We start from the raw sequence: 14008 nt of genomic DNA, 5'->3' as shown, positions 1-14008 counted from the left end.
AGTATATTAAGCCATAAAGAAAAAGCCTAAAGGAGGGCCTCCAGCTACTATTCTGAAGTAGCTGGAGGCCCTCCTTTTTCGTATTTTATCACTATTAGGAAATCTGCACTGACGAATAGATTCTGAACGCTTTCAAATAATACCAAATAATTATTAAAAATTATGTGGCAACAGTATGGCAATAGGTGATGGTGGTATATGGATTTCAGCTGGGTTTGGCAAACAATTATGATATTCGTTTTTGGGACAATGATTTTAAGGATTGGCGGCACAAATCTATATCTCAAATGACTATAGCATAAGTGATTGTAATGCTGGGGTAAGGGACCCTTTTAATACACCCGGTTAGTGGAAGTAATGAGTTCGAAGGCAACCGCAATGAACCATAAATAAGAACCACTTAGTTTCCTATCTACATAGAATAAGTATAAGAGATTTGCTGGGAGTGGGGGGAGGGGTAAAATTGCCGGATCAGAAGCAACACGAGCTGAATTTAATCTATGAAGAAAGAACAGGGGACTTTCTATTTTTTCTCGGCACAATTTTAGCTTTTGTCTCAAACTTTCAAGCCGAAAACGCGTTACTAAGTAAACCACCTGGTCAGGTAAATCCACCGCGAAACAAATCAGCCTCTACGATAGCCTCAGCAAGCTGGTTATTCTTTTTGGCTAGCGTTCTTTTTGCACATGTTTCCGTAATTAGATTAATTGATCAAGAGACCTCTAAGAATACCCAAACCTCGGAGACAACAGCGGAAGGCACCAGGTTAGCGGCTCTAGGAAATATCGTAAAGTCCATAGGCTTTGGTATATCGTCCATTGCTTATCAATTAAAAGCTATAGATGGGGTTTCATCGCGTTAACTATACCGTTTTTGTAATTCTTTTGACTGATATTATCTAAAATGTTTAAAACCATTAAAACGGCCTCATGTTCTTTTCTAAGTACTTCAGTTGGTAGCATAGTTTATCATTCTCTTCTTAAAAGTTAAATATTGTCACATGAAAGTGTCTTGTCATCATTTTTAGAATTAGTATAAAACGTGAAAAGATTTTTTAACGTGATTGGAATCATTGCGTATATGGTGTACTGCCTAGTGCTAGATTATTCGCACCTCTAAGATGCAATTGCAGATTAATGAATGATTAGAGGAGAACTGGTTTTGTTTTTTGTTAAACGTTCTAGAGGTATTGTATATGCTTAAGTAGAATAATAGATGAAAATACACTCCAGCTGGTTTTGGAAGGGCGTTATCTTAGTGAAAATGAATATAACATCTCGTCAGATTGCCGTGGCTTTTACCGGTAGCTTTTTAGGTGCCGGTTTTGTATCCGGACAAGAACTTATGCAGTTTTTTGCTGAATTTGGGGGCTATGGACTCCTGGGAATGGCTTTAGCGATTTTTTTATTTTTTATGTTTGGTAACTTTGCTATGATTATCGGAAAACGCACAGGCTTTCGAGATTTCGATAAAATCATTGTAAAAAGAGAAAATCCATGGCTAAGGGGCTTTTTCACAGGGGTATTCATCATTTTTTTATTCGGCGTTGTCGTTATTATGACTGCGGGAGCAGGGGCTTTATTAAATCAATTGTTTAATACTCCTAAAATTGTGGGTAGTGGAATCATGGTAATCATATTGGCTGTCGTGGCTCTTTGGGAGGCAAAAGGGGTACTTACAGCCTTTAGTATTACTGTGCCACTGTTAATCCTAGTAGCAGTTATTACCAGCCTTTTATCTTTTATTAGTTTCGATGGAATCTATCCTGGCTCCACACCATATTCCGATGTGAATCCCTTGCTAGGTAACTGGCTGTTTTCGATGGTCGCCTTTGTTTCCTATAACATGATCGCCGCAATTTCAGTATTAGTACCAATTGCCCCTGATGTTAATGCAGAAAAAACTATTCGGAGCGGTATCTTCCAGGGTACTGTCCTACTTATAATCATCTTCGCCTGTATTTTACTTCCTTTGATTTTTCACCTAGAGATGATTAAGGATACTCAACTGCCAATGCTTAAACTTGCCGAGTCAATACATCCTATTTGGGGTTTTGTATATGCCATATTGCTGTTTTTTGGTATGTTCGGCAGTGCCTTATCCTGTCTTTTCGGAGTAAATGTTCGTATTAAGAGGTTTGGAATTTTTAAAGGGAGGAGTATTAATGGGAGGACTTCGATCCTTGTGTTAGTAATTCTGGCTTTTGTTATAAGCATTGCGGGTTTTAAGGAACTCATAGCTGTGTTGTTGCCGATCTGCGGGTACTTAAGTTTCTTTGCAATGATAGGAATCAGTTTACATTATTTTGCACTGAAAAAAGAAATTATGCCAGTTAAAGAGTTTGTGGTGAAGGAGGGGGGACAAACATGACTAGCTATCGACCGGTGATCTTATCAGATAAAGTAGAAGTTAATGATTTTGAATTAGATCCAATGACTCGAAAACTATGCCTAAATGTATCGCACCGTAGTGCACAGAATAATCGGGGCATGGTTGATACCCTCCGTCAAATTTTATCGCAAATGCTAGGTGTTCCGGTATCGATTCCCTTGACCCTTAATAATGATGTTTTAAAGCATACCCGTAGTAGTCATGGAGTTATGACAGTGACGCTGGCGGCAAATAGTGAAATCGATGACGATGGAAAAGCTAAGAGTTATCAATTAATTGATCTGGAATCTGGGGATACTTCGGATTTTAATGTGGGCTTAGCCATTGATATTGGGACAACCACAGTCGTCATATATCTAGTAAATTTGGTCAATGGTGAGATTATAGGCAAAGCCTCGGATTATAATGCCCAAATTAAGCTTGGGGATGATATACTAACCCGTATTATGGCTGCCGGGGAAGAAAAAGGCTTAAAAGTGCTGCAATCATTAATCGTTGATACACTCAACAAGCTTATTAAAGAAGTGTGTAATCAATCTTCACTACGTACCCAAAAAATTAGCGGGGTGTGTATTGGTGCCAATACCACGATGATTCATCTCTTATTAGGTTTGGACCCGAGTTCAATTTGTCGGGCCCCTTACATACCCCTAGTGAATAATCCGGAAATCTTCCATGCTCATGAAATCGGCTTAGATATTAATCCTCTTGCTCCTATATATTGTTTACCAAGCATCGGTAGCTATATTGGCGGTGACGTCTTAGCAGGGGTCCTGGTTAGTGGTATACATAAACAAGAGGAGATTTCGCTGCTTGTTGATATTGGGACTAATGGCGAGTTTATTTTAGGAAATAAAGAATGGTTGGTTGCATGTGCTGGGGCAGCCGGCCCCGCTTTAGAAGGCGGAGTAACAGAATGTGGCATGAGAGCAGAACAAGGGGCAATAGATCATGTGACTATCGACGCAGAAAATAACGTCCAATATACAACAATCGATAATGCACCGGCAAGAGGAATATGCGGATCTGGATTAATTGATACATTAGCAGAACTGTTCTTAAACGGGATTATCAATCGTGTGGCTCGATTTACAGATGGACGAGAGCGCTTTGTTATCGTTAGCCCCGGCGAAAGTGCAGATGGTAGGGAAATATATCTAAGTCAAAAAGACATCAATAGTCTGATGCTTACAAAAGGGGCAGTTAACGCAGCACTCGAAGTATTGATTGAAAGCGTCGGTTGTCGATGGGAAGAAATCACTAAGTTTTATGCAGCAGGTGCCTTTGGCCAGTATCTTCCTATAGAATCTGCTATCACTATTGGGCTCTACCCAGATCTTCCTCGAGAACAGATGATCCGTTTAGGAAATAGTTCAGGTGAAGGAGCACGTCTAGTCTTGCTTTCCAATCATAAGCGAAAGGAGATCGAAGAAGTCGCGAATTGGGTTACTTATTTTGAAATGAATGCCAACAACAAGTTCATGGAAAAATTCGGAGGAAGCAGATTTTTGCCCCATACGAATATGGATCTATTCCCGAGCGTTAAGGAGAAATTAGCAAAGGGAGTCTTTTAGCGAAACTTGATATGGTCTGCTGCCCGTCTTAATTGTTCATCTAGGACCTTGGCATAGATCCGGGTGGTTCGCGGATCACTATGCCCAAGGGCATCTTGAACAATGGCTAAATTTTCCGTTTCCCGGAGGAGAAGAGTGGCAAAGGTTGAGCGCAATTTATGGGCGCTAAAACCTTCAGTATTATGACCAAAGCTTTGGAGGATTGCCATATACTTATTTATAAGATTTTGAATCGCCCGTTTGCTCATTCGATTTCCTTGGATAGAAAGGAAGAGGGCATCTGTTTGCTTGCTCAGATAACGGTGGCGCTCTTTATTAATATAATCCAGTATTGCTTCTGCTATCTCAGAGTTAAAATATATGCTCGTTTCCTTATTTCCTTTACGCATTACCGAAAAACTTCCCTTATTAAAGTCGATGCTTTGAATATTGAGGCTATATAGTTCGCTGAGGCGTAAACCGGTTCCTATGAAAGTTAAAAATATAGCGTAATCTCTTTTCTCAGTATATGTATGGTACTTGAGTTGGCCTTCGCTTAAGCCGGCCCCGGTCTCGATAATATCTACTAAATCAGCAACTTGTTCCGGTTCTAGGGCTTTGGGTGCTTTTTGATTCTGCGAAATGGGATTAAGTTTCATAGTAACGTCTTTAATGATTAAGTCCTCACGCAATAAATAACGATAAAAAGACCTGATCGCAGCTTGTTTACGGGCTAAGGCCCTGACTCCATTTTTCCTTTGGGTTCGTGCCCAGCTTAAATAAGCTTCGATATCGGTATGTTGAATTTGCTTAATTTGATCAATAGTTACCGAAGCGGGGGAGGAAGGGAAATTCGTTTTGTAGTTACATAAAAATTTCAAAAAATGAAAGAGTTCTTCAGCGTAGGCTTTTTGAGTATGTGGAGATCTGTTAATTACTCCCAAGTGATTAATATATGTACATGCATAAGAGGGTAGGGGATTATTATACGTATTAGCCAACATAGTTCACCTTCCCGTGCTAATTTTTTATGATAGTTTGCAAATATTTTATCTTCCGCAATACAATTCTAATAAAAAGCTTAAGCAAAAACAACTATGCACGAAAACGATATTTAGCGCAGAGTTGTCTTTGGAAGAGTGCTGGTAAAAAGGGTAACACATTGCATGGAAATTTAGATTGAAAATTATTTGAAATACCAACCTAACATGTTTACAAAGCTCTGAGCACCATACTTAATTTTGAATACCTATAAATACAATCAATAAAGAATAAAAGCTTACAGAGCCTGTTAAGAAGCTCGTTCTAAATACAGTAATTGCTTTACCGGGGTCATAATTGCATAGCCGCACAAAGCTCCTGGAGGCTCCTAGAGGCTAGATCCTATGGCAGGTTAATGTGATCCAGACTCGAACCAAATATCATTGTATAATCAATCATACTAGGCTCATAATTATAGAGCCAAATAAAGTCTCCTAGAGAATAAGTTTTACTATACGTATTGTAAAAAGGACTAATCGAACGACCAATATTACTCAGTAACATACAAAAATTAAAATGCAAAGCGATTTCTGATTTTGGGTGATAGTAATACTAAAAAATACGAAGCTAAATAGCCCGGTAGACTGACGGAACAATTTTGGTCGCATAATCAGTCTAAATTGGGCTTTTTGTAATACCCCTCTCCGGTATTTCTAGATCTACTTTACATAATATCAATTATAGGACCCAAAAATTATTTTCTTAAATACCCCCTTCCTGGTAATTAACCAGCTAGACTTGTGATCGACTACTAAAGTCTAGCCGGTTAACTTAAGGCTAAAAATTTAAATTATAAACTAATGTTTAAACTTAAATGATTTTCGAGGAATCTCATTTTCAATATCTTCAGTATTCATGAGGATTTCGTCAATCCCGATTTCTGCATAGTCAGCTTTTGTGTCAATGCACTGGCAACAATTATCACAGGTTTTAGAACTGTCTAGCTCACAGAGATCACACTCGCCACATTCCGTACAAAGGCGGCTTTCCAGTATACAGGGTTCGCCATAAGATTTCATTGCTTTACACTCCATAAAATGTTTCTTACATGCTTAGATTATGTTATGACTAGGTTCATAATCATTCAATAGCTATTATTGCCTGAATGAACTCTAGATTATCATCATTACTGTACAAAAAATCCAGGTATATCATATAGTGTTTCCGGGCTACTCGTAATATTTTTTAATGCTGAGCGAGTTCGAATCTTTGCCAATCCCTGGTCCAATAAATCAGTGGTATCAGAATAACGTTGTTGACTTCCTAATAAAACCAGTAAAATATCTGCATCCGGCCTTGTGATATAAGTAACTAGACACTGGCCTGCTTCAGTGGTGGTTCCTGTCTTTAGGCCTAGATCTCCTGGGTAGATGCCAAGTAGTTGGTTGGTGTTAAATACATCTCGGACCTGCTTCCACCCTTTTGCATGTGTCCATTCTATAGTTGCCTCTTTTTTATTAACATAGTCCATAAGATCTTTCTTTTTAGTAAATTCGGCAGCTATAATGGCTAAATCTTGAGCCGTTGTGTACTGCTCCGGTGCAGGAAAACCGTTTGCGGTTTGAAATTGGGTGTCAGTACAACCCAGTTTAACTGCATATTGGTTCATGGCCTTAATAAAGTCGTCCATAGTGCCGTAAGCGGCTACTGCTAAGGCGTTTGCCGCATCATTTGCACTTCCCACATACATGGCGGTGAATAAATCACTAACAAGGATCTTATCGCCGGGATTGAGACCAAGCATCGATCCCTCTACCTTTACCTCTTCCCCTACCGTTATTAATTTATCAGCTTGAAGTTTTTCCCGGACAAGGATTCCGGTTAAGAGCTTAACTGTGCTGGCCGGTGCCATACGCATAGCTTCATTTTTGGCTAGAAGCCTCTCCCCTGTTCGGAGGTTTAACATTAAATAGCTCGAATCTTCGGGAGGTTTGGAGGTTTTAGGACCTTGGTTATTTTCAGATGTGTTTGCCGTAACGGTAGTGGCGGTATTGTTATTACTATTACTATTACTAGCCTTATCCTTAGGAGAATTAGCTTCAATTTGATTAATAGAATTTTGGGCCTTTAATAGACTTGGGAATCCCGGAATATTAGACAAAGCCGGATAAAACGGAATAAGGGCTAGGGCTAAGAGGATAATTGAAAATAGGGCTATAGAGATTCTTCTTCTTTGCTTTTTACTCATAAGTTACCTTTCTTTTTGAATTTACCAGGTATGCGTCAAACCATATTTAGGAAAATATATAAGGGCGATTGTATTGATCGCCCTTATATCATAAGCAATTTTTACTTAAGGAGCAAGCTTTCCTTTATCCTGGTTCGTATGCCATACATTTACGAAAGGATATGGGTTGACCCATTCACTATTAGGTAACTCAATACCAAAATGTAGATGATCAGGGGTAGTCAAGGCATCTCCGGTATGGCCGAGAGTTCCTAAATAATCCCCTTTCTTAATTCTTTGGCCGACTTTTAGATTAGGGTTGATGATTTGTAAGTGAGCATAGTAGTAATAATTGCCATCCTCTCCCCTAATCCCTACTCGCTCTCCTCCCAGTCTGTTCCAACCTAATTTTTCTATTTTGCCATCGCAAACGCTAATGACTGGTATTCCCTCCGCCCCAAATATATCTGTTCCTTCGTGGCGTCGTGCCCCCCCTTCACGGTCGGCGCCGAAAGTATCAATAAACCATACTTTACCGATTACCGGGAAAACAAAGCGATTTGGTTCGTAGTAGGGATATTTTAAAAGGATACTTCTTCGCCAAGAGATTTGTTTGATCGTGTCTTCATTGATCTGAATCCAGTCATTTTGCCAAGAAAGATTTTTGAATGGAATACCTTGCTGCAGTTGTTGGGTTAAATAACGTTCCTGATCTTCCGGAAGTGTGCTGCGAATGGCTATTAAGTCAGCCCAGCCCGTAGATGAAAGGCTTTGACCTTCTTTTTGACTAAGCAAAACAAGTTCAGCGGCTAAATTATTAAGGTAAGGATAGATATCAGGCGAGACCACCGGTGGCTTATGTAAAGCTTTCCATAGGGATAATCCAATTGCCAAAAGAAAAATTATCTTTATTAGTAAAGTCCAAGGCTTGCGGCCTGAGCCGAATCCTCTTCTGATTTTCATACATCTCACCCCTTACATTGCATCATATGGGATGAGAATCGAGGTTAGAAGTAACTACTAGGGATGATTGGGTGCAATTGGGGTATAGATTACCTGGCCGGTTTGGATCGTGGTATCATTTAGCTGGTTATACTCCATGATTTTGAGCACCAAGGTGCGGGTATCAATTTTTAAACCGGAATCCTCTGCCAGGGACCACAGAGTATCACCGGCCTGGACGATTTGAGGTTGGTAAACCAAACTTTCAACCTGGTTATTTGCTTGTTGCCAATCCCAGATAAACCATCCCATGCCCCCGAATATCACAAAAAAAAGAAGAAGATAAGAACACAATTCTCTCTGTAATTTTCGCATCCGATAGTTTCGATAATGACGAACGGAAGAACAAGTACTCATGTGTATCCCCCTTTATGTTCTCTATTATTCAAGAATATACGAACGTAGGTTCCTGAGAACAGTATATGGGAAACACTAGAATTCGTCAATACTTTTTTCGAACATTTGTTTGCAGTATTTAGATTTTAATGCTAAAATAAGCATATAAAAAAGGGAGGGATTAGGGTGTATCCTGATTTATCACAGAGGCAGACCGATATTCTTGAGTTTATAAAAAGGATAATTCGTGAAAAAGGTTATCCTCCCTCTGTTCGCGAGATTGGCGATGCTGTGGGATTAATGTCAAGCTCAACCGTTCATGGGCATTTACAAACCCTGGAGGAAAAGGGGTACATACGTCGTGATCCAACGAAACCTCGTGCTATTGAAATATTAGATTGCTCCAGTGATGCTGAAAAAAGGACTGTTTTTGTTCCGATTATCGGGAAGGTTACTGCTGGGCAACCAATTTTAGCTCAAGAAAATATCGAAGATATGTTCCCGCTCCCTAGTGACCTGGTTAACTCCGACACGGTATACATGCTTAGAGTTAAGGGTGAGAGTATGATTGATGCCGGTATTATGGATGGAGATCTTATTTTGGTCCGGCAGCAAAAAGTTGCTCATAACGGGGAAATTGTCGTGGCCATGATTGGCGAAGAAGCTACAGTAAAGCGCTTTTTTAAGGAGAAGACACTAATTCGTTTACAGCCGGAGAATCCTTATATGGAGCCGATTTACTCTCAAGATGTTACCATCTTAGGTAAAGTGATCGGGGTGTTCCGGATCTTACACTAAGACGGCTACAATTACATTCCGTTAGTGCGAAAAGCCGAATCCCTTGGAAGTCAAGGGATTCGGCTTTTCAAATGTCTCATTATTTCAGATTTGTTAAAAGCAGTTAGCGGGATATCTTCCGCGAATGTGTATCCTCGAAGCGTTGAAACCCTAGTTCTATCAAACGGGTGATTAGTTCAGAATAAGGAATTCCGCTGGCTGCCCAGAGTTTGGGATACATGGATATACTGGTAAATCCCGGCATGGTATTGATTTCATTGATATAGATCCGATTATCTTCGGTAACAAAAAAATCCACCCGGCTCAAGCCCGAAGCCTCAACGGCATGGAAGGCCTGAACAGCCATGGTTTGCAGCCTATCCACTACATTAGATTCCAGTGGTGCGGGAATCACCAACCGTGACCCTGTATCTAAGTATTTCGCTTCATAATCGTAAAAGTCTTTGGAGGGAAGAATTTCACCGGGTATGCTGGCTTTTGCTTCATCATTGCCCAGCACACTAAGTTCGATTTCCCGTCCGGTGATATTTTGCTCAATAACGATTTTACGGTCGTATTCTGCGGCAAGCTTTAAAGCAAATAGAAGTTCCTCTTGATTGCATGCCTTGGAAATTCCCACACTGGAACCTAGATTTGCAGGTTTGACGAAACAGGGATACCCAAGGGTTTCTTCAATGTCTTTAAGTACTATATCCATATTTTCTTGAAGTGTAGATCTAAGTACCGTAAGGTAAGGTGCTTGGGGTAGTCCGGATTCAGCAAAAACTGCTTTCATGCGATCTTTATCCATGCCCAAGGCAGAACCAAGAACTCCTGATCCAGCATATGGGACATGGGCTATTTCAAATAATCCCTGGATGGTTCCGTCCTCTCCAAAAGGACCATGGAGAACGGGAAAGATTAAATCGAATTTGCCCTCATTGGGTAGATTGCCCCCATCTAAGGCTATAAAACGAGGATTACAAGGATCATGAACCAGATTAACAATAATACCCCGTGTAGACGGATCTTGTTGCCAGTCTTCAGGCTTAACTCCCCAATGCCACTGTCCGGTCTTGGTTATGCCGATAGTTTGAACTTCGTATTTTCCGTAATCAATTGCTTTGAGTACAGAACCGGCAGAGTTCAGGGAAACCTCGTGCTCTCCGGATTGTCCTCCGAAAAGAATAATTATCTTTTGACGCTGCATTATGTACCCATCCTCTCTCTGCATATTTGTTACTCTATACTATATGCGAACCGGTGCAAAGCTTCCACGATCAGTCTATCGTTCCGAATCGTTTTAAGGGCCAATAGCGGATTAAGGTCATCCCTGAAATATTTTCTATAGGTAAAAAGCCCCATTCCCGTGAATCGGCACTATTATTCCGATTGTCTCCCATGACAAATACGGAACCCTCAGGTACAACAAGAGGCTCAATATTCTTGATCTGTGGCTCCATAAGATAGGGTTCGTCTAGAACCTTGTCATTAATATAGGTTTTATGGTTTTTGATTTCGATGGTATCTCCCGGTAAAGCGATTAAGCGTTTAATGAAGTCATCGGTGGAGTGAGCACTGGCGGGTGGATGAAAGACGATAATATCTCCTCGTTTAAACTGACCGAAATGCTTAAAAAAGAATTTATCGACAATAATACGGTCTTGAAGTTGAATAGTCGGTAGCATAGAGCCGGTTGGAATGACTCGTGCCTCTAAAACAAAGGTACGAATTATCCAAGACAAGGCAAAGGCAATGATTACTATCTCGATTATTTCAAAAATATATCTTAAAGTGCTTTTTCCGGGTTTGTTCATCTCCTGTTGATTTTCCATGCTTGGCACCTCACTTTAGTAATCCCTGTTCCCAAAGTTGCTTAGCGGCTAAGATATTGCCGAATTTAACATAGGTCATGGAGATTCCTCCCTGTTGATAGACAATATAAGGCTCGCGGATTGGTCCATCGGCGGAGAATTCGCTGGTTGCTCCCTGAATAAAGGTCCCACCGGCCATAATCACCTCATCCTCATAGCCGGGCATGCCGGAAGGAATGGGCAAAACATGACTATCAATGGGTGAGCCTTTTTGAAAACCTTGGCAAAAAGCAATCATACGATCTCTGGAGTTCAACCTAACGGCTTGAATCAAGTCTGTACGCAGAGCGTCCGGAAGCGGATTGACTTCAAATCCTAAGGCTTGCCAAAAAGCGGCGGAAAAAATTGCCCCACGGATTGCTTCGCTTACGGTAAGGGGACTGAAGAAAAGCCCTTGGAACAGCTGTAATTGCCAGTTAAGAGTTGCCCCTACTTCGCCGCCGATTCCGGGGGCGGTTAAGCGGCAGGCTGCTTGCTCGACAAGATCTTCGCGACCGGCAATATAGCCACCGGTATGGGCAATACTTCCGCCAAGATTTTTGATCAATGACCCCGCGCAGAGATCCACTCCTACATCTCCGGGTTCCAATTTTTCCACCAGTTCACCATAACAATTGTCAACAAAAATAATCAGTTGAGGATAATGCTCACGAACATAGCTGACCAGCTCAGCGATCCGGCTCATGTCCAAAGAATTGCGCCAAGCGTAACCACGGGAGCGCTGCAGGATCAACATTTTAGTATTTGGTTTAATGTAACCAGCAAACAAAGCATACTGGATTTGACCATCTTCACTTAAGGGAATGGCATCATAAGTTACCCCGAAATCTTTAAGGCTTCCCTGCCCTGTTCCCCGGATGCCGATTACTTCTTCCAAGGTATCATAGGGGTCACCGGAAACGGAGATAAAGTGGTCTCCGGGTCTTAAAACACCGAACAAGGCTGCGGCAATAGCATGGGTCCCCGAGACAAACTGCCCACGGACCAGGGCGGATTCAGTGCCGAGAATCCGTGCCATCACCCGGTCTAAGACTTCCCGTCCGCTGTCTCCCAGGCCGTATCCTGTAGAACCTTGTAAATGATAGGTGGTTACTTTCTCAGCTTGGAAGGCTTCCAGAACCTTTTGATGATTATATTCGGCAATCTCCAAAATTACTTGTTCTTGTTGCCTCAAGACTTTTTCAGCGTGTAGTTCAGCCTCTTTTATTCTACTCGGTAAATTATCCAAAAACAATGGTGAAACCTCCTAGATGGCTTCATCTTTCAGATTAGAGGAGTTCAAGAACTTTATTCCATACAGGAACCAAAGAACCGTTCTCGATCAAGGAAATGGGTATAGGATGAGAAAGCTCTTGAGCTAAACGACTTAAATCCGAAGGATGGTTTATTTTATCAATTTTGTTGAGCAAGGTAATCCGGGGTTTATTGCTGCAATTCAACTGGCCGAGAATACCCTGAACCGTGTCTGCGTGTTCAAGGGCGCGGGGATCACTGGCATCCAAGACATGAATCAATAGATCGGCATTCTGAACCTCTTCTAGGGTTGCCAAGAAGGCATGGAGAAGCTGATGGGGTAGTTTCTGAATGAATCCCACGGTATCACTGAGTAAGATACTGGACTTTTGGTTGATTCTTATGCCACGAATCACCGGATCTAAAGTAGCAAATAGCTTGTCCTCTCCATGAATAACCTCCCCTTTGGAGCTAGTCTGTTCCATGGCTTTTTGAAGAAAAGTTGTTTTGCCGGCATTGGTGTAGCCGACTAAAGCAACTAAGGGAATCCCGCTTTTCTCCCGTTGACTTCTTTGGGTATTGCGGACTTTACGAATTTCCTGTAGTTCATTTTCTAAGAGATTGATTTTCTTGCGAACCCTGCGTTTATCCATTTCCAGTTTGGATTCACCAGGGCCCCTAGTCCCTACTCCCCCCCCCAAGCGGGAAAGGTTTACCCCTTGTCCGGAGAGACGTGGGAGAAGATGTTTAAGTTGAGCTAGTTCAACCTGGAGCTTACCTTCTCGGGATTTAGCCCTGAGGGCAAATATATCGAGAATTAAGGTGGTGCGGTCAAGGACCTTAATACCTGTTGCCTGCTCCAAAGTGCGCAGTTGGACGGGCAGGAGCTCATCATCGCAGATTAACACGTTGGCATCACTGTTTTGTATTAACTGGGTTAATTCCTGTAGCTTTCCTTTGCCCAGGTAGCTAACTGGGCTGCCGAAACGTTTAGGTTGGAGCAGTTGTCCTACCACTTCAACTCCGGCGGTGCGTGCTAATTCAGCGAGTTCTGCCAATAGTTTATTGCCAAGTTCCTCATCTTCCAGTGCCGCCAGAAAAGCCTTTTCCCGGTCATTAACTTTTGGAATAGAGGTAATGGGACGGCTACGGTAATCGAGGAGGGCCTGATCATAGGAAAAAATCTTAAACTCTTTGGGAGTTAAAGAAATGATTTGGAATTCGGCATCCACCGGAAAGGCAATCTCTATGCCGGTAATTTGACCGTTTTTTACTCCCAAGCTACACATACTTTCCAGCCCGGAAGAGCTTAAAGCACTTAAGTCCATAGGGCTGAGCTGAGCATTACCGCTGGGATGGGTATGAATACAGCGCAATCTGCCGGCTTGACGAGGTGGCAGGGGCGGCAGATTGACTGCCGCCTGCTGGCCGATGGCTACAGCTGTTACAACTCCCGAACGATTGATATAAAGAGCGATTTCTTTATTCCATAGGCTGGTCAAGGCGCAGATGCCTTCTAATAAATCGTAATGGATAAGCTCCGGACGTTCTGTCCGGAGCGAAGTCAAATCCTTGAGTTCTTTAAGCTGGGTCCCGCGGATCCCGGCGATATCACCTAAAATATCCATTTGAAC

The 14008-nt window shown here is 41.7% G+C and carries 13 protein-coding genes; 4 read left to right on the top strand and 9 right to left on the bottom strand.

Annotation, left to right across the window (positions count from 1 at the left end):
• The first annotated feature begins 463 nt into the window (after positions 1-463).
• The 3 genes from AC1U9U_RS04075 (at position 464) to AC1U9U_RS04065 (ending at position 3965) form a co-directional block, all read left to right on the top strand.
• Complete coding sequence (locus tag AC1U9U_RS04075; RefSeq protein WP_479959272.1) at positions 464-862, top strand: hypothetical protein; 399 nt, start codon at positions 464-466, stop codon at positions 860-862.
• Between the two features lie 524 nt (positions 863-1386).
• Positions 1387-2370 carry a YkvI family membrane protein gene (locus AC1U9U_RS04070; protein WP_479959271.1) on the top strand — a complete coding sequence of 328 codons (984 nt, stop codon included), beginning with the start codon at positions 1387-1389 and terminating at the stop codon, positions 2368-2370.
• Positions 2367-3965: an ASKHA domain-containing protein gene (locus AC1U9U_RS04065; RefSeq protein WP_479959270.1), complete on the top strand. Its 1599-nt coding sequence runs from the start codon at positions 2367-2369 to the stop codon at positions 3963-3965. Before AC1U9U_RS04070 ends, AC1U9U_RS04065 begins: the two co-directional genes overlap by 4 nt.
• On the opposite strand, the gene AC1U9U_RS04060 is transcribed toward AC1U9U_RS04065, so the two are convergent.
• From AC1U9U_RS04060 to AC1U9U_RS04040, 5 genes are all read right to left on the bottom strand, one after another.
• Positions 3962-4948 carry a tyrosine-type recombinase/integrase gene (locus AC1U9U_RS04060; protein ID WP_479959269.1) on the bottom strand — a complete coding sequence of 329 codons (987 nt, stop codon included), beginning with the start codon at positions 4946-4948 and terminating at the stop codon, positions 3962-3964. The two genes, AC1U9U_RS04065 and AC1U9U_RS04060, sit on opposite strands and share 4 nt — an antisense overlap.
• Before the next feature lie 834 nt (positions 4949-5782).
• A complete protein-coding gene (locus tag AC1U9U_RS04055; RefSeq protein ID WP_479959268.1) occupies positions 5783-6004 on the bottom strand; it encodes a hypothetical protein in 222 nt (73 codons plus the stop codon).
• A 107-nt stretch (positions 6005-6111) separates the two neighbouring features.
• Positions 6112-7173 (bottom strand): D-alanyl-D-alanine carboxypeptidase family protein, encoded by a 1062-nt coding sequence (locus AC1U9U_RS04050; RefSeq protein ID WP_479959267.1) that lies wholly within the window; start codon positions 7171-7173, stop codon positions 6112-6114.
• Between the two features lie 105 nt (positions 7174-7278).
• Positions 7279-8115 (bottom strand): M23 family metallopeptidase, encoded by an 837-nt coding sequence (locus tag AC1U9U_RS04045; protein ID WP_479959266.1) that lies wholly within the window; start codon positions 8113-8115, stop codon positions 7279-7281.
• A 57-nt stretch (positions 8116-8172) separates the two neighbouring features.
• Complete coding sequence (locus tag AC1U9U_RS04040; protein ID WP_479959265.1) at positions 8173-8511, bottom strand: LysM peptidoglycan-binding domain-containing protein; 339 nt, start codon at positions 8509-8511, stop codon at positions 8173-8175.
• A gap of 165 nt (positions 8512-8676) precedes the next feature.
• Here AC1U9U_RS04040 and lexA point away from each other — a divergent pair, with 165 nt between their 5' ends.
• Complete coding sequence (gene lexA / locus AC1U9U_RS04035) at positions 8677-9288, top strand: transcriptional repressor LexA (protein ID WP_479959264.1); 612 nt, start codon at positions 8677-8679, stop codon at positions 9286-9288.
• Between the two features lie 103 nt (positions 9289-9391).
• On the opposite strand, the gene AC1U9U_RS04030 is transcribed toward lexA, so the two are convergent.
• From AC1U9U_RS04030 to hflX, 4 genes are all read right to left on the bottom strand, one after another.
• Positions 9392-10477 (bottom strand): D-alanine--D-alanine ligase, encoded by a 1086-nt coding sequence (locus tag AC1U9U_RS04030; protein ID WP_479959263.1) that lies wholly within the window; start codon positions 10475-10477, stop codon positions 9392-9394.
• 70 nt (positions 10478-10547) lie between these two features.
• Entirely contained in the window at positions 10548-11102 is a 555-nt protein-coding gene (gene lepB / locus AC1U9U_RS04025; protein ID WP_479959262.1) for a signal peptidase I, read from the bottom strand.
• Positions 11103-11112: 10 nt separating this feature from the next.
• A complete protein-coding gene (locus AC1U9U_RS04020; RefSeq protein ID WP_479959261.1) occupies positions 11113-12375 on the bottom strand; it encodes a methionine gamma-lyase family protein in 1263 nt (420 codons plus the stop codon).
• Between the two features lie 34 nt (positions 12376-12409).
• Complete coding sequence (gene hflX / locus AC1U9U_RS04015; protein ID WP_479959260.1) at positions 12410-14002, bottom strand: GTPase HflX; 1593 nt, start codon at positions 14000-14002, stop codon at positions 12410-12412.
• Positions 14003-14008: the final 6 nt, after the last annotated feature.

The organism is Desulfitobacterium sp. (genome assembly GCF_982384815.1).
This window is presented reverse-complemented; position numbering and strand designations above follow the sequence as displayed.